This is a genomic window from Streptomyces griseicoloratus, from assembly GCF_014534645.1.
Taxonomy (GTDB): domain Bacteria; phylum Actinomycetota; class Actinomycetes; order Streptomycetales; family Streptomycetaceae; genus Streptomyces; species Streptomyces griseicoloratus.
The window spans coordinates 1-19,215 of record NZ_JACVQF010000239.1 but is presented as its reverse complement, the minus strand read 5'-3'; the positions used below and the strand labels follow the sequence as shown (position 1 = coordinate 19,215).

The following is a 19,215-nucleotide window of genomic DNA, read 5'->3' as shown; positions in this document are numbered from 1 at the left end:
GGACCCGGAGCCGAGGCCGGACCCGGAGCCACACCCGCAGCCGGGACAGCGCCCGAAGCCGAAAGCGAAGCCACACCCGACGCCGGGGCCGAGGCCGGGCCCGAGGCCGGGGCCGACGCCGGGGCCGAGGCCGAGCCCGAGGCCGGGGCCGACGCCGGGGCCGAGGCCGAGCCCGAGGCCGGGGCCGACGCCGACGCCGGGGCCGAGGCCGAGCCCGAGGCCGGGGCCGAGGCCGAGGCCGAGCCCGAGGCCGGGGTCGAGGCCGACGCCGAGGCCGGGGTCGAGGCCGACGCCGGGGCCCGTGTCCCGACGTCCTCCGGGCGGGCGCCGCTCCGGTCGCGCTTGCGCGGTGTGAGTGACGTCAGGGCCACCCCGCTCACCAGCAGCGCCGCCGCGCACCAGCGCAGCGGGCTCACCGGCTCCCCCAGGAACAGGGCCGCCGACGACATGCCGAAGACGGGGACCAGCAGGGAGAAGGGCGCGACCGTGGACGCCGGATGGCGCTTCAGCAGCCATCCCCAGGCGCCGAACCCGAAGACGGTCGAGATCCAGGCGACGAAGACCACCGTGCCCACGCCCTGCCAGTCCAGGGACCGTAGGGCGGCCAGGTCCTGGGAGGGACCCTCCGTCAGCAGGGACAGGCCGATCAGGGGCAGCACGGGGACCGTGCTCACCCACACCATGAAGTTCAGCGCGTCGGGCGGGGACGCCTTGCGGGTCAGGACGTTCGACACGCCCCAGGCGGCGGCCGCCGCGACCACCAGCGCGAAGGCGCCCAGGGGCCCCGAGGTGCCCTCGTCGACCGCCGCCACGCCGATGCCGGCCAGCGCCACCAGCATGCCCAGTGTGCCGAGTGCGGACGGGCGTTCGCCGAGGGCCGCCCAGGCGATCACCGCGGTGAACACCGCCTGGATCTGCAGGACGAGCGACGACAGTCCGGCCGGCATCCCCGCGTCCATGCCCACGAACACCAGGCCGAACTTGGCGACTCCCAGCACCAGGCCCACCGCCACGATCCACTTCCAGGCCACCTTGGGGCGCCCGACGAAGAAGACGGCGGGCAGGGCGGCCGCGAGGAAGCGCAGGGCGGAGAAGAGGAGGGGCGGGAAGTGGTCGAGGCCGATCTCGATGACGGTGAAGTTCACGCCCCAGACGGCGGCGACGAGGACGGCGAGGGCGAGGTGTGACGGACGCATACGTCGAGGATCACCTTCCCCGACCGTGAAGCACCAGCGATGATTACTGCATGGTTGGATGAAGCATCGCTGATCAATGAGCTGATCAATGGGCTGTCAATGGGGGTTGTCATGCTCGACCTGCAGCGCCTGCGCGCCCTGCACGCCGTCTCCGTGCACGGCACCGTCGGCGCGGCCGCCGCCGCGCTCGGCTACACCCCGTCGGCCGTGTCCCAGCAGATCGCCAAGCTGGAGCGGGAGACCCGTACCGTGCTGCTGGAGCGGGAGGGGCGCGGGGTGCGGCTCACCGACGAGGCGCGCCAGCTCGCCGCGACCGCCCGCGAGCTGATGGCCATCGTGGAGCGGGCGGAGACCGAGCTGGAGGAGCGGCGCGGGGTGCCGGCGGGGCGGCTGACGATCGCGGCGTTCGCGTCGGCGGCGCGCGGCCTGATGCCCACCGTCCTGGCCGACCTCACCCGCAGGCACCCGGCGCTCGACCCCCGGCTCACCGAGGTCGATCCGCATCTGTCGGTGGACCTGGTGGCGAAGGGCGCGGTCGACCTGGTGGTGGCCCACGACTGGGACATCGCCCCGCTGCCCGCCCCGGCCGGGGTGGAACAGGCGGTCATCGGTGACGACCTGTGCGATCTGCTCGTGCCCGAGGGGCACCCCTTCGCGGGCCGTGACGCCGTACGGCGCTCGGAGCTGGGCGGGGAGCGGTGGATCTGCCAGCCGCCCGGACGGGTGTGTCACGACTGGCTGGTGCGGACCCTGCGGGCGGCCGGGCACGAGCCGGACATCGTCCACCAGGCCGACGAGAACCCGACGCTGGTCGCCCTGGTCGCCGCGGGCCTCGGGATCGCCCTGATCCCGCGGCTGGGGCGCGGTCCGCTGCCCGCCGGGGTGGTGGAGGTGCCGCTCGACCCGATGCCGGTACGGCGGCTGTACGCGCTGTGGCGCGCGGGCGCGGCCCGGCGTCCGGCGATCGCGGAGACCGTGCGCGCGCTGGGCGAGCACTGGCCGGCGGTGTCGGCACACGGGCCCCGCTGAGCCCACGGTCACCGACTTCGGAAGAGGGGGGCCGAACCGGGAACCCGGCCCCGCGCCCGCTCGTCCAATCCGCGAGCTGCCGGACGAGTCTCCGCGGTGCGGTGTCGGCCTCGCTGCTGGCTGCGATCGCTGACCACCCTCTCCGCCGTACCGCGGCCGGCGGCACGCCGCCATCGGCGCGCCCCCCTCCACAGCGCCGGTGGCGGCCCCTTCCACGCCGACCGCGGCCGCTTCCCGCGACTCCTGTGCGTTCCCTTGACTGGCAGAAACTTCCCGGATATTGCTGACTCCTCGGAAGTTTCCTTCAAAGATCTCCAGCAGAAGCAGAGTTCTCAGCGGACCTCCAGCGGATCACTCCGGAAGGAGCGCACGTGCCCCACAGCAGCACGTCAAGCCCCGCACAGCCCTCCAGACGCACCGTCCTCGCCGCCACCGCGGGCGTCACCGCGGCCCTGGCGGCGGGCGGCACCGCACACGCCGCCGCCGAGCGGCCCGACGACGAAAAGCTCCGCTCCCTCATCTCCCGCATGACGCTCGAGGAGAAGGTCGGCCAGCTCTTCGTGATGCGGGTCTACGGCCACTCCGCCACCGCCCCCGACCAGGCCGACATCGACGCCAACCTCAAGGAGATCGGCGTCCGAACGGCCGCCGAGCTGGTCGCCAAGTACCGGGTCGGCGGCATCATCTACTTCGCCTGGGCGCACAACACCCGCGATCCGCACCAGATCGCGGAGTTGTCCAACGGCATCCAGAAGGCGTCCCTGGAGCTGCCGCGCGGGCTGCCCGTGCTCATCTCCACCGACCAGGAGCACGGGATAGTGGCCCGGGTGGGCGAGCCGGCCACGCTGTTCCCGGGCGCCATGGCGATCGGCGCCGGTGCCTCGCGCTCCGACGCCCGCACGCTCGGCCGGGTCGCGGGCGCCGAACTGCACGCGATGGGCATCCGGCAGGACTACTCCCCCGTGGCCGACGTCAACGTCAACCCGGCCAACCCGGTGATCGGCGTGCGGTCCTTCGGCTCCGACCCGCAGGCGGTGGCACGGCTGGTGGCCGCCGAGGTCGCCGGGTACCAGGGCTCGGGGGTCGCCGCGTGCGCCAAGCACTTCCCCGGGCACGGCGACACCGCCACCGACAGCCACACCGGCTTCCCGGTCATCACGCACAGCCGTGAGCAGTGGGAGGAGCTGGACGCGCCGCCGTTCCGGGCGGCGATCGCGGCCGGCATCGACGCGATCATGACCGCGCACCTGATGGTCCCGGCGCTCGACGACTCCGGCGACCCGGCCACCCTCTCGCGCCCCATCCTCACCGGCATCCTGCGCGAGGAGCTGGGCTACGACGGCGTCGTGGTCACCGACTCCCTCGGCATGCAGGGCGTGCGGACGAAGTACGGCGACGAGCGGGTGCCGGTACTGGCGCTGAAGGCGGGCGTCGACCAGCTCCTCAACCCGCCGGACCTGGACCTGGCCTGGAACGCGGTCCTGAAGGCCGTACAGGACGGCGAGCTGACGGAGGCCCGGCTCGACGAATCGATCCTGCGCGTGCTGCGGCTGAAGGCGAAGCTGGGGCTGTTCCGGGACGCCTACACCGGCCGGCGGGACGTCGACCGCACCGTCGGCACCCGGGCGCACCTGGCGGCGGCCGACCGGATCGCCGAGCGGACCACCACGCTGCTGGTCAACGAGGGCGGCCTGCTGCCGCTGTCCCGGCGCGAACACCCCCGGCTGCTCGTCGTCGGCGCCGACCCGGCCTCTCCGTCGGGCACGACCGGACCGCCGACGGGCGTGCTCGCGGGCGCGCTCACCGAACTGGGCTTCACCGCGACCGCCCTGTCCACGGGCACCGCACCGTCCGCCGCCACCGTCGACAAGGCCGTCGCTGCGGCCGGGGACGCGGACGCGGTGGTGGTGGCGACGTACAACGTCACGGCGAGCAGCAGCCAGCGGACGCTGGTGACGCGGCTGCTGGCGACCGGCAAGCCGGTGGTGGCGGTGGCGATCCGCAACCCGTACGACGCGGCCCACCTCCCCGGCGTCGCCGCGTACCTCGCCGCCTACTCCTGGACGGACGTCGAGGTGCGGGCGGCGGCCCGGGTGATCGCCGGGCGGGTGGGGCCGCGCGGCAGGCTCCCCGTGCCCGTGATGCGGGCGGACGATCCGACGGCGGTGCTGTATCCCGTCGGGCACGGGCTGTCGTACCGGACGTAGGACACGTACGACACGCGCCGGGAGCGCCGCCCTCACCGTGCGCAAAGCACCCCGCGCGTCTGGCGTGCGCCCGCTGCGGCGGGTCACGCTGGACGGGGGACTCGGGGGGATGGCGATGCGTGAGAGATGGTCCGCGGGGGTGCTGTGCGCGCTTCCGGCGCTGCTCGCCGCGCTGCTGACGGGGTGCCAGAGCCCGTCCGGCGGGGCGCAGGAGGAGGACGGGCGGCTCGGTGAGAGGTCGCCGGCGCCCACGGCGGCGGCCAGGCCGTCCGGGTACGGGGCGGTGTTCCTCGCGATCGACGAGTGCAGCTCGTTCGGCACGGTCAGCTTCACCGAGGTGCCGTGCTCCAGCGAGCGCGCGGCGGCCCGGGTCGTGGCCCGGCACGACGGCCGGGTGTCGGACGGGCCGCCGTGCCCGGCCACCACCGACTTCGTGCTGCACATCAGCGAACAGCGCCCGTCGTCCGACGAGGACGGCGACGGGGCCGTGCCCCGGGGCTACGCCTGCATGCGCAACCTCCAGCCGCCGCATCCCGGCGACCCCGGCGGCGGGGGCGGCCCGCGGACCATCGTCGGCGACTGCGTCTACGACGCCGGCGGCGGCAAGGTCCGGGAGACGGCGTGCGACGGCGAGGGAAAACGCGCACCGCAGTACCGGGTGACGAAGGCCGTCGCCGAGCGTGCCGACTGCCCCGCCTCGACCGCCCTGTACGTCCGGCTGGGCGGCGAGCGCCCGGTGGGCTGCGCCCGGGCGTTGTGAACGCCCGGGCGCGGCACCGTACTTACGGACGCAGCGCCGGCTCGCGCTCCACGTCGCGCTTGTCCAGCTTGGCGTCGAACCTCGCCAGCGGCTTCGCCGCCGCCGGGTTCTCCTGGACCGCGGCCGGGGCGACGCCGGCCCACTGGAGGATCCGGGCCGTGGCGAACGCCTTCTGGTCGGGCACCAGGCCCGCGACGTTGGCGCCGTGGTTCATGCCGGGGGCGGTGAAGACGTAGGAGTCACGCGCTCCGTGGCCGAGGCGGAACGGTTCGGCGCCCCACGGGTCGTTCTCGCCGTACACGAAGAGCATCTGCCGCGCGTTGTGCTTCACCCAGGTGTCGACGTCCCGCATGGCCCACGGCTGGAACGTCATCGGGATGTCGCGGGGCACGAAGTTGCGCGGCGGCTGGTAGCCGTAGCGGATGTACTTCTTCTCGATGTGCGGGAAGTGGATCGTCGGCGCGCCCAGCTGCGTGCCCGCCTGGTAGTAGTACGGCGTGTACGGGGCGAGGCCCTGGTCGGTGTAGAAGGAGAAGCCGGAGATCGTGTCGACGGAGGTCCAGATCTCGTCGTCGGTGGCGTTCTTGGCGTCGGCCGGGATCTGGTCGCAGTCCTTCAGGGTGCTGTACTGCCAGAAGCCCCAGACGTAGTCCAGGACGACGGCCTCGTACGCCCGGTCCAGGCTGCCGATGGTGTCGAAGGTGTAGCCGTTCTCGGCCGCGTACGCCTTGTACTTCTCCTCCAGCGGCGCCCGGCGCACCAGCGCCTCGCGCTGGACCCCGTTCAGCCGGTCGCGGCATTCCTCGGTACCGACGGTGGCGAAGAAGCGGTCGTAGGCCGAGTCCTCCTTGTTGACCACGTCGTTGGGCGCGACGTAGGCGACGACGCCGTCCATGTCGCGCGGGTAGAAGCGCTCGTAGTAGGTCGCGGTCATGCCGCCCTTGGAGCCGCCCGTGGAGATCCAGTTCTTGGTGTAGAGCGGCTTGAGCGCCTTGAAGATGCGGTGCTGGTCGCTGGCGGCCTGCCAGATGTCCAGCTTGGACCAGTCGGCCGGCTCGGGCCTGGACGGCGTGAAGAAGCGGTACTCCATGGAGACCTGGTTGCCGTCGACGATCTGGGTCGGCTCGCGGCGGCCCGGGTTCGTGGAGACGCTGTAGCCGCCGGTGTAGAAGACCGTCGGGCGCGACACGTCCTTGTGCAGCACGGTGATCCGCTGCTGGAACGTGCCCTTGGACGGGTGCCGGTGGTCGACCGGCTGGGTGTAGTTCAGGACGAAGAAGCGGTAGCCGGGGTACGGCTTCTCCTCGATCAGGCTCATGCCCGGTATGGACAGCAGCCGGTCCTTGATGTCGGTGCCGGTGGCCTCCGGCTGGGCGGCGGTGGCCACCCCTGCCGTACTGACGGTGCCTATGAGCACCACCAGCGCCAGCAGCCATCTGAGCGCCTTGCGCATGCACCCTCCCCTGGGTAACTGACGTCCGGCGGAAGCTATCGGAGCAACTCGGGGACGCACCAGGGGAGATGACGAAATACCTGCGGAAAACCCTGGGTCAGCACAGGATCCAGCCGGAACTGACCGATCCACGGGCCACCGCGCCCTTCACCCACACGCAGCGCTGCCCGGCGTACACGGTCACCGGTCCGGCCCGGTAGGCGTACCGTCCCTCGTCGACGACCGGCCGGCCGCCGCGCGCCTGCACGCTGACGGACATCTTCCGCTTGGTGCCGGGCTTCTCGGGGACGGTGACGGCGCAGACGTAGCCGCTGCGCTTGTAGACCAGGACGGTGCCGGTGGAGAACGGCAGCGTGCGGACCTTGCGCCCGGGGCAGTACGCGGCGGCCTGCGCCTCCTCGGGCGCGGCGACGGTGAGCAGCGCGGCCGCGGTCAGGACGGCCGTGCCGAGCGCCAGCTGCCGGCGTGTCCCGGCACCCCCCATGGCCACTGCGGCCCCCTCCGTACGGCGATCCATGACGTACGGATGTACGGACGCGCGAGATGTGTCGAATGGTTGCACGAGTGCCGTGAGCGGGTCACCGGGACGCGCCGACCGGCTCCTCCGGCTCGGCGGCCCCGACGAAGGTCCGCCACAGCCGCGCGTACCGCCCGCCCCGCGCCAGCAGTTCGTCGTGCGTGCCGTCCTCGGCGACCCGTCCGTGGTCCATCACCACGACCCGGTCCGCGCGGGCGGCCGTGGTCAGCCGGTGGGCGACCACGAGCGTCGTACGGCGGCCCGCGAGGCGGTCGGTGGCCTGGTTGACCTGTGCCTCGGTGGCCAGGTCCAGGGCGGCCGTCGCCTCGTCGAGGAGCAGCACGTCCGGGTCGACCAGTTCGGCGCGGGCCAGCGCGATCAGCTGCCGCTGCCCGGCGGAGAGGTTGCGGCCCCGCTCGGCGACCTCGTGCAGGTAGCCGCCTTCCAGCGTCGCGATCATCTCGTGGGCGCCGACCGCGCGCGCCGCCGCCTCCACCTCGGCGTCGGTGGCGTCCGGGCGGCCGTAGGCGATGGCGTCCCGGACGGTGCCCGGGAAGAGGTACGCCTCCTGCGGGACGACGCCCAGGCGGTGCCGGTAGGAGGTGAGGTCGAGGGTGCGCAGGTCCCGGCCGTCGACGGTGACCCGGCCGCCGGTCGGGTCGTAGAAGCGGGCCACCAGTTTGACCAGGGTCGACTTGCCCGCGCCGGTCTCGCCGACGAAGGCGACGGTCTGCCCGGCCGGGATGCGCAGGTCGATGCCGGTGAGGGCCTCCTCGGAGTCGTCGGCGGACCCGTAGGCGAAGTGCACGTCCTCGAAGGCGATCTCGCCGCGCAGGGACGTCACGGTGAGCGGTTCCTCGGCGCGCCGGGTGGAGGTCGGCTCCCGCAGCAGCTCCTGGATGCGGCCGAGGGAGACGGACGCCTGCTGGTAGCCGTCGAAGACCTGGGAGAGCTGCTGGACGGGCGCGAAGAACAGATCGATGTAGAGCAGGTAGGCCACCAGCGCGCCGGTCGTCAGCGTCGCGTCGTCGATCCGCGCGCCGCCCACGATCAGCACGGCCGCTGCGGCGGCCGAGGACAGCAGCTGCACGAACGGGAAGTAGACCGAGATCAGCCACTGGCCCCGGATGCGGGCCTGGCGGTAGCTGTCGCTGTGCTCGGCGAAGCGCCGCCCGCCGTCGCGCTCGCGCCGGAACGCCTGCACGATCCTGAGCCCGGACACCGACTCCTGGAGGTCGGCGTTGACCGCGGAGACGCGCTCGCGGGCCAGTTCGTACGCCTTCACGCTCGCCCGGCGGAAGAAGTACGTGGCGACGATCAGCGGCGGCAGCGTGGCGAACACGACGAGCGCGAGCTGCACGTCGATCACGAGGAGGGCGACCATGATGCCGAAGAAGGTGACGACCGAGACGAACGCGGTGACCAGCCCGGTCTGCAGGAACGTCGACAGCGCGTCCACGTCCGTCGTCATCCGGGTCATGATCCGGCCGGTCAGCTCCCGCTCGTAGTAGTCGAGGCCGAGCCGCTGGAGCTGGGCGAAGATCTTCAGCCGCAGCGCGTACAGGACGCGCTCGCCGGTCCGGCCGGTCATGCGGATCTCGCCGGTCTGGGCCGCCCACTGGGCGAGCACGGCGAGCAGCGCCAGCAGCGACGCCGACCAGACCGCGCCGAGGGCGAGCCGGGTGACGCCGTCGTCGATGCCGTGCCGGATCAGCACCGGCAGCAGCAGGCCCATGCCGGCGTCCACGGCGACGAGGCCGAGGCTGGCGAGCAGGGGCAGCCCGAAGCCGCGCAGCAGGCGCCTGAGGCCGTACGACTCCTCGGGCTGGACCGCCCGCGTCTCGTCGACGTCCGGGGTGTCGGTGGCCGGCGGCAGCGCGTCGACCTGGGCCAGCAGCTCCGGCGTGGCCGGGGTGCCGGCCAGGGCGGCGTCCTTCGGCTCCCGGTCTCCGGTCCACAGCCGGGGCGTCACCCCGCGTTCGGCGTCGAACTCCGCGTCCAGTTCGTCCCGTACGGAGGTGTCCTCCTGCGGTGCGGCGGGCTGGGTGTGGCCGGGCGAGACGCCGCCGAGTTCGTCGGGGTCGGTGAGCAGGCGGCGGTAGAGGGCTGACCGCTCCTGGAGCTCGTCGTGGGTGCCGATGTCCGCGAGCCGGCCGCGGTCGAGGACGGCGATGCGGTCGGCGAGGTTCAGGGTGGAGCGGCGGTGGGCGATGAGGAGGGTGGTGCGGCCCCGCATGACCTGCGCGAGCGCCTCGTGGATCTCGTGCTCGACGCGGGCGTCCACCGCCGAGGTGGCGTCGTCGAGGACCAGCAGCCGGGGGTCGGTGAGGATCGCGCGGGCGAGGGCGACCCGCTGGCGCTGGCCGCCGGAGAGGGTCAGGCCGTGCTCGCCGACCGTGGTGTCGTAGCCGTCGGGCAGCTCGGTGATGAAGCGGTGGGCCTGCGCGGCCCGGGCGGCGGCCTCGATCTGCTCGTCGGTGGCGTCGGGACGGCCGTAGGCGATGTTGGCGCGCACGGTGTCGGAGAAGAGGAACGAGTCCTCCGGCACGAGACCGATCGCGGCCCGCAGCGAGTCGAGGGTCAGCTCCCGCACGTCGTGGCCGCCGATGAGGACGGCACCGCGGGTGACGTCGTAGAAGCGCGGCAGGAGGAGGGAGACCGTGGACTTGCCGGATCCGGAGGAACCGACGACGGCCAGGGTCTCGCCGGGGCGGATCTCGAAGGAGAGGCCGTCGAGCACGGGGCGGTCCGGGTCGTAGCCGAACGACACGTCGTCGAACTCGACGGTCGCGGGCGCGTCGGCGTCCAGTGTCCTGGTGCCGTCCTCGATGGAGGGCTCGGTGTCGATCAGCTCCAGGACGCGTTCGGTGCCCGCGCGGGCCTGCTGGCCGACGGTGAGGACCATGGCGAGCATGCGGACCGGGCCGACGAGCTGGGCGAGGTAGGTGGAGAACGCGACGAACGTGCCGAGCGTGATGTTCCCGCGCACCGCCAGCCAGCCGCCGAGGGCGAGCATGGCGACCTGGCCGAGGGCGGGGACGGCCTGGAGGGCGGGGGTGTACCTGGCGTTCAGCCGGATGGTGCGCAGCCGGCCGGCGAAGAGCCTGCGCCCGACCTCCCGCAGCTTCCCGGTCTCCTGCTCCTCCTGACCGAAGCCCTTCACCACGCGTACGCCGCTGACCGACCCGTCGACGACGCCCGCGACGGCGGCGGCCTGGGCCTGGGCGTACCAGGTGGCGGGGTGCAGCCGGGTCCGGCTGCGGCGGGCGATGTACCACAGGGCGGGGGCGACGGCGAGGGCGACGAGGGTGAGCGGGGGCGACAGCCACGCCATGATCACCAGGGAGATCAGGAAGAGCAGGACGTTCCCGATGGTCATCGGGAGCATGAACAGCAGGCTCTGGATGAGCTGGAGGTCGCTGGTGGCCCGTCCGACGACCTGTCCGGTGGACAGCTCGTCCTGCCGGCGCCCGTCGAGCCGGGTGATCGTCCCGAACATCTCGGTGCGCAGGTCGTGCTGGACGTCGAGGGCGAGCCGGCCGCCGTAGTAACGGCGGATGTAGGTGAGGGCGTAGACGACGAGCGCGGCGCCGATGAGGAGACCGGCCCACACGGCCATGTCCCGGGTGCCGTCACCGATCACGTCGTCGATGATCACCTTGGTGATCAGCGGCACGAGCGCCATGACGGCCATGCCGACGAGGGAGGAGCCGAGGGCGAGGACGACGTCCTTGGGGTACCGCCAGGCGTATCCCGCCAGTCTCCGTACCCATCCCCGTTGCGCGTCCACGCCGGTGCCCTCCGATCGCCCTGATCTTCCGGAAGGCACCAACGCGGACGGGACGGGATTTCATCCCGCCGTAACAATCCGTGGCGGTCAGACCCGGACCCGGAGCCGGAGGAAGCGCGTGGTCTGGGTGGCCCTCTCGTTGTCGTCGCTGACCAGGAGCACGTCGAGGCGGCCCTGCGTCCGGCCCGTGACGGCCATGCCCTCGATGTTGTCGAGGAGCGGGTTCGGCTGGGGCTGCTTGGCGGTGGCCCCCAGGGAGGGGCAGTCGACGAGGTCGGCGAGGAGTGTCTTGCGCACCGTCCGTACGCCGTCCCCACCGTCGGTGAGCGTGTCGGTCGCGCTGGTGTCCGTGGCCCGGCGCGGGTCGGCCAGGTAGAGGCGGACGGTGTTGCCGACGCCGGCGGTGAAGCCGCGCTCCAGCACGAGGAGCCGGCCGTCGGGCAGCGCGGTGACCTCGGGGACGCCGAGGCCGGCGTCGACGGGGTAGGCGTACTGGGCGGCGGCCCGGAAGTGGCCGTCGCCGGTCCGCTTCCAGGTCTGGAACCGGACGAGTCCGGCGCTGTCCCCGGTCAGGGCGTACTCCATGGAGGCGATCAGGGTGCGGCCGTCCGGGAGCAGGGTCAGCCCCTCGAAGGTGCCGTTGGACTGGGCACGCCCGGCGGGCGCGGTCCGCAGGGCGTCCGGCACGGGGAGGCGGTCGAGGATCTTCCCGTCCCGGGAGTGGCGGCGGACGGAGGGCTCGGTCTCGGAGGAGACGAGATACGTGCCGTCGCGGTCGACGACCAGTCCCTCGGAGTCGAGCGCGGCACCGCTCTCGTCGGCGAGCGGGATCACGCCGCGCGGCTCCAGGGTCCGGGCGTCCAGGCGGAACAGGGAGGACCGGTCGGACAGCGCGGCGAGGGAACCGCGGCCGTCGGAGGCGAGGGCGGAGAGGTTGCCGACGTAGGTGTCGCCGTAGGTGGTCTTGTCGAGGGCGTCGGAGAAGCCGGTGAGGGTGACGGAGGGGGAGCAGGTGTGGGGGTGCTGGTCGTTGCCGTGGGCGATGGCGGGGGTGGCGGGACCGGCGACGGAGAGACAGGTGACGGTGGCGAGGCCGGCGCCGAAGGTGGCGAGGAGAGATCGCAGACGCATGAGGGCACGGTAGGGCGAGTGGGTGGCCGGGGGTGGGCCGAATGGTGAAGTCGACCGGGCAGGGGTTGGACTTCGCCCACTCTCACCACATCCCGTCCCGGCCCTCAGGACGACGTTCCCTTCGGATTCCTGACCGTTTTCCCAGCCCGCACCAGTCAGCGAAAGGAGTCTCGTCAACCTCAGAAATCTGCCCCCTAAGACGCTCCACGACGCGGGCGCGCTCGCCTCCCAGGACCGGGGGAAGTACGTGACGCAGGCAAGGCCGAAGCTTTCCGCCACTTGCGGTTCTCGAGCCGAGTCAGGCACCGGCGCCACCCCGCGGGTCACGTTCTGCCACGTCGCGCTCCAGCTCGCTGCTTTGCCGATACCTCGTTCGACCACCCCTGTGAGCCTCAGGACCACATTCCGGCGGCAATCTCCTCCATCACTTCCGGCCAGATCGAGTCACCATGGAAGGGAAGTTCATCGCGCTCCGCCACCTCCATACGGATGTGCTCGACGGCTGCTGCCCTGCGTTCGTAGTCTTCGTCGTCATCCTCGGTGGGAACGAAGCTCTTGAGAAGCGCTCCCAGCTCAGAAGTGAGTTTCACCAGCGAGGAAAGGTCTGCGTGCAGACACTGTACGGATCCCCCGTTCTCCGAGAACCCGAAGACCTTGCCGTTCGACGTGTCAAGAGCCAGATGAGTCAACGGAATCCATCCGAACACCTTCCACGCCTCCGCGCCGGTCGGCGCAACGTAATCTGCGAGGTGGATCTTTTCGGCAACCGACGGGAAGCACCCCGAGTTCAACGGCGCCTGAGGACGAAAGATTCCCGTAGGAATTCCGACCGTTCTCATGATCTCATAACCAGGCACGCCGTCAGGAATATCCGCGAGCATCCCAGGAGTCGCAACGAAAACAGCCTCAGCACCCACCATCGAAACCAAGCGGTCACGCGATACGTCGAACAACATAACCCAGCCTGAGTTCGTCAATCGTAACTACGGTTGCTCGGCCATTTATTGACGTATCGTCACGGTCCCTCCACCGTCGGCGAGATCGGCCGCAGGCATGTCAGTGACTCGTCCGTGCCGATCAGCAATTCCTCCGTGCGCGTCAGCGCCAGTGCTGTCACCGGCGGCCCGGGGTGGAACGTGCGCCGCTCGTGAGTGTCGAGGCGCTGGTGCTCGACCAGACCGTCCGCCCAGGCGATCGCCAGGGTCAGGCCCGATGTCGTCAGCTCGGCCGCCAGCGCGCGGACCGGGCAGGGGCGTTCGGCCACCGGGACGTCCAGCGGTTCGTTGCCCACGCCCCACGCGCGGACCCGGCCGTCCACACCCCCGCTGTACACCAGGCCGACGCTCTGCCCCGGTTCGCCGATCGGTACGTCCGTCACCGTCAGGGCCGTGACCGGGCCCTCGTGCAGGTGCTCGGGCGGCAGCACTCGGTCGGGGGCGGCGAGGAACGCGAGGTGCACTCTTCCCGTGCTGTCCGCCACCGCCAGCGCCTGCTCGGAAGCCGCCAGCGCGGTGATCCGCGCGTGCGTCACGGCCAGCGAGAGCGCGTCCATCGCCTGCTGCCACGCGCCAGGGCCGTCGTCGAGGAGGGCCGCCAGGCCCGAAGGGCGGGGTGCGGCCGGCGCGCGGTGAGTGTGCAGGCGTCCCTCGCCGTCCAGCACGATCACCGTGCCGTCCGGCAGAGCGGCCAGGCCGTGAGGGTCCGGCACGAGGTCGGGCATACGGCCGGCCGGGGCGGCGTCGGCAAGCGACACCGCGCGCAGGGTGCCCTGGTGGTCGGCCACCAGCGCGTGCCCTTCCAGCGTGCGCCGGCCGGCTGCCAGTGCCAAGGCCGGGCCCGGCCACGGTGGCGTCACATCCCCGCGTATTCGGGACCAGACGAGCCGCCACGGCGTGTCGGCCGCGCACTCCTCCAGGGCCGGGGCAAGGCGGGGGTCCGCGCCATCACCGAGGTTGGCCAGCAGTACCAGGGCTCGGTCGGCGGGCTGCTGGGCGCGCAGGAGGGACTGGCCGGCGCGCAGCCATGCGGGCCGCAGGCCCTCTCGCGGGTCGGTGTCCGCCTCGTACGCCGCCGTCACCCGCTCCGGGTCCGCCGCGCAGAGCGCCACGGGGTCGTCCAGGTCCAGCAGGTCGGGGGCTTCCGTCTCAGCCGGGTCCGGTAGCGCCGGCTCCTGACGCGCGGGGTGTTCGGCCCGCCATGCCTCGGCGCGGGCCGGGTCCGTCCACCGAGGGTCGTCCAGGTTCATCTCGGCAGGAGTGAGTCCCTTCAGCACCGGCATGACGTCGTGCCCGGCGCGCGCTTCCACGACGACTTTCAGGTGGTCGAGTCCGACCAGCGCTCCGATCAGGTCGGTCAGCGCCTGCGGGTCGCTGGCCGCGTGCAGGTCCGGCAGGACGAGCACCGTGCGCCGCCGGTCCGCCGCCAGCTCGGCGAGGAGTTCGCCCGGCGCGCGTGCCGCCACGCCGAGTTGGTCGGCCAGGGTCCATATCGCCGTACGTACGCCTTGCCCGTCCAATGGGGCGAAGCCGTGCACGCGGCGCTCCGGTGCCGTACCGGGGCGGGTGCCGTGTGCCACGAGCCATGCCAGCAGCTGGGACTTGCCGCACCCCTTGTCTCCCGTCACCAGGCACAGGCGGGGTGCCGCCGGGTCGACGAGCCAGCCCAGGAGCGCGGCACCGGCCGGTTCACGGCCTGCCGCCGGGCGGGCCCAGGGGCCCGAGGTGTCCGAGGCGGTCAACGGCGGCCCGCCTGTTGCGCGGTGTACGTGATCAGCTCCTTCAGCCCTTGCTCACGGGAGTCGGCGGTCTCGCCGTAGTCGAAGCTGTGGGTGAACTCCGCCTGCGGGTAGGCCTGCTGCAGCCAGACCGCGCAGTAGTGGCCCGGCATCATGCACGGCTGGAGTTCGCAGTACACCCGTCGGACGCGGTCCGTCGGGACGCCCTCCGCCTCCAGTCGGCGGTGGATGATCTCCTCGGGGTGCGGTCGGCCCGGTCCCGTGGCGTCCGTGACGATCTGCTTGTTACCGGCGTCGTCGACGTACTCGAAAGCGGAGGAGAAGGGGAAGTTGAGCGTGTGCCGTACGTCGTCCAGGACGCGCGGCCACCAGTTCTCCCGCTCCGCGAAGGCGGACGGGTCGATGGTGCGCAGTTCCTCGTCCAGCTCCCGGAAGGCAGCCGCGGCCGCCGGCAGACCCGGTGCGGCGGCGATCGCCGGCAGCGCGCGGTCGAGCGCCGCCAGGCAGGCGATCAGCGAGGCAAGGTCCGTGGCGACGAACATGTCGTCCGCCTCGCCGGCCAGGAACACCGCCTGCACGGCCCCGTCCGGGCGTACGCAGAGCTGCGCCAACCTGTCGTGGCCGATGCGCGTCCAGCCGTCCGTCCCGGCCTGCGGGCGCTCCGCACCGTGGTGGCCGGCGTACGTCCCCAGCGCCACGGCGTCCGTCTCGGCCGCGGCGCGGAAGTAGGGGGTCACGAGGAGCGGGACACCGGTTTCGGTCAGCAGGTCACGCGCCGCGTCGGGAAGCCGCAGGCCGGGTGTCCCGGTGAGGGAGAAGCGGCGCATCCCGGCGGGGCCGAAGTGGGCTGCTGCCTGGTCTGGCGGGGGCACGGACATGGGTGAACCTCGCGGCGCAGTTCGAACGAGCGGTCGTTCTGACCCTAGACCGAGGGCCTGGCACCCCTGCTCCGGCGATACGCTCTCGCGCTGAGTGACGGGCCGGCGCTGGTGTTCTCGGCCGCCGGCTGGTCCTCCTTCATCACCTACATCAAGCAAAAAGCGTGAACACCCCCGCCCCCACCATCCCCCCATCGCTCTTTCGAGTGCCCCACTGACACTCACCCCCCAAATGCTCACGATCTCCGCACGATGGCTGTCATGAGCCCCGTAGCAGCGTACGACCGCAACCCCTACAGCACCGGGCGTGTGATCAGCACGGTGCGCACACTCATGCGGTCTGACGGCCTGGACGTGTCCCTGGCCGCCATCGCTCGCGCCTGCGGGACGACGCGCAACTTTCTGTACTCCAACTGGCGATCCCTCTCCGCGCTCCACCTGCGCGCGCTGCAAACCGAACTGGCGCACGCCTTCGACACGGCGGACCGCACCCACCCCAGCGACGGCACCGTCCCTGGAATCACCGAGCACCTGTCCCAGGTCGTACGCCTCATTCGCCGTCATCCGACAACAGCGGCCGTCGCCCGGTCCTCCCCCAGGGCCTTCTCGGCGGCGCACACCGCGACCGACGGTCCGCTGGTACAGGTCGCGGCGGAACGCGTCAGCGACCTGCTGCACCCTCTGGTCCCGCACGGCGGGGTGTGGGGCGATCCCGCACTGCACTCCAGGCCCTGGAAGATCCTTTGGATCGCCCGCCCTGCCGCCCTCTGCCCCGAAGCCGTGGGCGACCAGTGCCGGGAGGACACCCTGGACAGAGCCTTCACCGAGTTGCTGCACGACCTGCTCGCCCCTTGGGCCACCACTCGGTGACAGCCGGCGCTTCGGACCGGCGACGACGGCCGCGCAGCCGGCCGTCTATCCGCGGTCCGGGCTCGGTGCGGAAGTGCCGTCCGAGGTCGTTGCCGGTTTCGTGTGGAGGACCTCGCGGGCCTGTTCCGCGGCGCGGGTGATGCTCTCGCCGACGAAGTCGAGGAAGCGGGCTATGTTCTCCAGGCGGACGGCCGCCGGGGTTTCGGCGCCAAGGATGCCGACGCCCTGCCGTGCGGTGCGGGCGAGTTCGGCGTTGGACCGGGCGGCGGCGACCATCGACTTGTACCAGACGTCGTCGTCGACGCGATAGCGCTCGCGGCGGCGTTCGTCCCGCTCCCGGCAGACGAGGCCCTGGTTCTCGAGGAACGCGACCGCTTTGGAGACGGACGCCGGGCTGACCTGGAGGCGCTGGACGAGTTCGGACGCGGTCACGCTCCCCGCGTCGGTGGTGAACAGGCAGGTCAGCACCCGGGCCATCATCTTGGGCAGGCCCTGCTGCATCAGGAGGGTGGTGAACACCTCCTCGTACTCGCGCACGGCCTCGGCGTCGCGTCCGTGGGCCTGCTCGGGCGCCTGCCGTTCTCGGGGCGCGGCCTGCCTGCGCCGGTGGGCGCGGCGCTCGGTGGCGCGGTGCGCGAGGTCGGCACGGTAGGCGGTGGGGCCGCCGTTGCGCATCACCTCGCGCGTGATCGTCGAGGTGGGGCGGTCCAGACGTCTGGCGATCTCCGCGTAGGCGAGCCCGTCGGCCAGTCCCAGCGCGATCTGCTGGCGTTCCTGCTGGGTGAGTCTGCCTCCCGGCACCGCGATCTCCCTCCGTGCTTCCTTGGTCCCCCCAGCGTAGCGTTCATTTCCGATCCAATGCAACGCTCGGATGCTTGACGTTGCGTTAATTTCTGGACCGTTGCAACGATATTTGTCGGTCTACCTGCGCTAATACTGATTGTACGCAACGAGCTCGTTGCCAGATCCTTGAACGCAACGTAGCGTTTGCGATGTCAGAAACGACGAGTGCAGGAGGAGAGCACAATGCAGAAGTTCGACACCCCCACCCCGGTCTCCGTCTCCCTGGACATCCCCGCGGGGCGCGTGCAGTTCATCGCCGCCGACCGGGCCGACACCACCGTCGAGGTCCTGCCCGCACAGGCCTCCAAGGGCCGCGACGTGAAGGCGGCGGAGCAGACCGAGGTCGCCTACGGCGACGGTGTCCTGCGGATCCAGGCCGCGGAGGCGAAGAACCAGTACTTCGGCCCCTCCGGATCGGTCGAGGTAACGGTCCAGCTGCCCGCCGGCTCCCGGGTCGAGGTCACGTCGTCCTGCGCCGAGTTCCGGGGCGTCGGACGGTTCGGTGACGTCGCCTTCGAGGGTGCGCAGGGCGCGATCAGGATCGACGAGGCCGCGGGTGTGCGTGTCACCACATCCAGCGGTGACGTCTCCGTCGGCCGTCTGGGCGGCCCCGCGCAGATCAGCACCGAACAGGGCGACATCCGCATCGACGAGGCCCTGCGCGGCACGGTCACGCTGCGCACCGGGCACGGCGGGATCCAGGTCGGCGCCGCCCGCGGCGTCTCCGCCGCCCTGGACGCCGGCACCGGCCACGGCCGGATCCACAACGCGCTCAAGAACACCGACGGCGGCGACGCCGGCCTGACCATCCACGCGACCACCGCCTACGGCGACATCACCGCCCGCAGCCTCTGAAAGGAGCACCCCTCATGACCGACTCGGCCATCGCGGCGAGCGGACTGCGCAAGTCCTACGCCGACAAGACCGTCCTCGACGGCATCGACCTGCGCATCCCGGCGGGGTCCGTGTTCGCGCTGCTGGGGCCGAACGGGGCCGGCAAGACCACCGCCGTGAAGATCCTGTCCACGCTCATCTCCGCCGACGGCGGACAGGCCCAGGTGGCGGGTCACGACCTGGCCGCCGACCCGCAGGCCGTACGCGCCGCGATCGGTGTCACCGGCCAGTTCTCCGCGGTGGACGGCCTGATCACCGGCGAGGAGAACATGCTCCTCATGGCCGACCTGCACCACCTCTCCCGCAGCGAGGGCCGCCGGGTCACCGCCGAACTCCTGGAACGCTTCGACCTGACCGAGGCCGCGAAGAAGCCCGCCTCCACCTACTCCGGCGGCATGAAGCGCCGCCTGGACATCGCCATGACCCTGGTCGGCGACCCGCGGATCATCTTCCTCGACGAGCCGACCACCGGCCTCGACCCCCGCTCCCGGCACAACATGTGGCAGATCATCCGCGAACTCGTCACCGGCGGCACCACCGTCTTCCTCACCACCCAGTACCTGGAGGAGGCCGACGAACTCGCCGACCGCATCGCCGTCCTCAACGACGGCAAGATCGCCGCCGAGGGCACCGCCGAGGAACTCAAGCGCCTCATCCCCGGCGGACACGTCCGGCTCCGCTTCACCGACCCGACCGCCTACCAGGCCGCCGCCACCGCCCTGCGCGAGGTCACCCGGGACGACGAGGCCCTGGCCCTGCAGATCCCCAGCGACGGCAGCCAGCGCGAACTGCGCTCCCTCCTGGACTGGCTGGACACGGCCGGCATCGAGGCCGACGAGCTGACCGTGCACACCCCCGACCTCGACGACGTCTTCTTCGCCCTCACCGGCGGCACCAACGTGCCCAACCAGCC

The 19,215-nt window shown here is 71.9% G+C and carries 14 protein-coding genes and 1 pseudogene; 6 read left to right on the top strand and 9 right to left on the bottom strand.

Translation table 11 applies throughout. The features are described from left to right. Nucleotides 1-338 precede the first annotated feature (338 nt). Nucleotides 339-1,196: pseudogene (locus H0H10_RS38785) on the bottom strand (EamA family transporter); the annotation flags it as partial. Between the two features lie 111 nt (nucleotides 1,197-1,307). Between H0H10_RS38785 and H0H10_RS38780 the strand changes: the two are divergent. From H0H10_RS38780 to H0H10_RS38770, 3 genes are all read left to right on the top strand, one after another. After that, a complete protein-coding gene (locus H0H10_RS38780) occupies nucleotides 1,308-2,225 on the top strand; it encodes a LysR family transcriptional regulator (RefSeq protein WP_188185942.1) in 918 nt (305 codons plus the stop codon). Between the two features lie 371 nt (nucleotides 2,226-2,596). After that, nucleotides 2,597-4,432 (top strand): glycoside hydrolase family 3 protein, encoded by a 1,836-nt coding sequence (locus H0H10_RS38775; protein WP_188185941.1) that lies wholly within the window; start codon nucleotides 2,597-2,599, stop codon nucleotides 4,430-4,432. 115 nt (nucleotides 4,433-4,547) lie between these two features. Continuing rightward, nucleotides 4,548-5,192, top strand: a complete 645-nt coding sequence (locus H0H10_RS38770; protein WP_188185940.1) for a hypothetical protein — start codon at nucleotides 4,548-4,550, stop codon at nucleotides 5,190-5,192. Nucleotides 5,193-5,214: 22 nt separating this feature from the next. Here H0H10_RS38770 and H0H10_RS38765 read toward each other — a convergent pair whose 3' ends face one another. The 7 genes from H0H10_RS38765 to H0H10_RS38735 all read right to left on the bottom strand — a co-directional run bounded on the left by H0H10_RS38765 (nucleotide 5,215) and on the right by H0H10_RS38735 (nucleotide 15,695). Further along, complete coding sequence (locus H0H10_RS38765) at nucleotides 5,215-6,645, bottom strand: S28 family serine protease (protein ID WP_188185939.1); 1,431 nt, start codon at nucleotides 6,643-6,645, stop codon at nucleotides 5,215-5,217. 97 nt (nucleotides 6,646-6,742) lie between these two features. Then, nucleotides 6,743-7,129 (bottom strand): hypothetical protein, encoded by a 387-nt coding sequence (locus H0H10_RS38760; protein ID WP_188185944.1) that lies wholly within the window; start codon nucleotides 7,127-7,129, stop codon nucleotides 6,743-6,745. Nucleotides 7,130-7,223: 94 nt separating this feature from the next. Next, nucleotides 7,224-10,952, bottom strand: a complete 3,729-nt coding sequence (locus H0H10_RS38755; RefSeq protein ID WP_188185938.1) for an ABC transporter ATP-binding protein — start codon at nucleotides 10,950-10,952, stop codon at nucleotides 7,224-7,226. An 87-nt stretch (nucleotides 10,953-11,039) separates the two neighbouring features. Continuing rightward, nucleotides 11,040-12,083, bottom strand: coding sequence for an esterase-like activity of phytase family protein (locus H0H10_RS38750; protein ID WP_188185937.1), 1,044 nt, complete (start codon nucleotides 12,081-12,083; stop codon nucleotides 11,040-11,042). A 392-nt stretch (nucleotides 12,084-12,475) separates the two neighbouring features. Beyond that, nucleotides 12,476-13,039 carry an SUKH-4 family immunity protein gene (locus H0H10_RS38745; protein ID WP_188185936.1) on the bottom strand — a complete coding sequence of 188 codons (564 nt, stop codon included), beginning with the start codon at nucleotides 13,037-13,039 and terminating at the stop codon, nucleotides 12,476-12,478. 59 nt (nucleotides 13,040-13,098) lie between these two features. After that, the gene (locus H0H10_RS38740) at nucleotides 13,099-14,820 is read right to left on the bottom strand and encodes a WD40 repeat domain-containing protein (RefSeq protein ID WP_188185935.1); all 1,722 of its coding nucleotides are present in this window, start codon (nucleotides 14,818-14,820) and stop codon (nucleotides 13,099-13,101) included. After that, nucleotides 14,817-15,695, bottom strand: a complete 879-nt coding sequence (locus H0H10_RS38735) for an SUKH-4 family immunity protein (protein WP_188185934.1) — start codon at nucleotides 15,693-15,695, stop codon at nucleotides 14,817-14,819. The genes H0H10_RS38740 and H0H10_RS38735 overlap by 4 nt, the downstream gene beginning before the upstream one ends. A 261-nt stretch (nucleotides 15,696-15,956) precedes the next feature. Here H0H10_RS38735 and H0H10_RS38725 point away from each other — a divergent pair, with 261 nt between their 5' ends. Beyond that, a complete protein-coding gene (locus H0H10_RS38725; RefSeq protein WP_188185933.1) occupies nucleotides 15,957-16,565 on the top strand; it encodes a hypothetical protein in 609 nt (202 codons plus the stop codon). A gap of 45 nt (nucleotides 16,566-16,610) precedes the next feature. Here the strand turns inward: H0H10_RS38725 and H0H10_RS38720 are convergent, their stop codons facing one another. Next, nucleotides 16,611-17,366 carry a helix-turn-helix domain-containing protein gene (locus H0H10_RS38720; RefSeq protein WP_188185932.1) on the bottom strand — a complete coding sequence of 252 codons (756 nt, stop codon included), beginning with the start codon at nucleotides 17,364-17,366 and terminating at the stop codon, nucleotides 16,611-16,613. Nucleotides 17,367-17,591: 225 nt separating this feature from the next. On the opposite strand from H0H10_RS38720, the gene H0H10_RS38715 reads away from it, so the two are divergent. Both H0H10_RS38715 and H0H10_RS38710 read left to right on the top strand, forming a co-directional pair. Beyond that, nucleotides 17,592-18,263 (top strand): DUF4097 family beta strand repeat-containing protein, encoded by a 672-nt coding sequence (locus H0H10_RS38715; RefSeq protein WP_188185931.1) that lies wholly within the window; start codon nucleotides 17,592-17,594, stop codon nucleotides 18,261-18,263. 14 nt (nucleotides 18,264-18,277) lie between these two features. Then, nucleotides 18,278-19,215 (top strand): ATP-binding cassette domain-containing protein (locus H0H10_RS38710; RefSeq protein WP_188185930.1); only part of this gene is annotated, 938 nt, incomplete at its 3' end.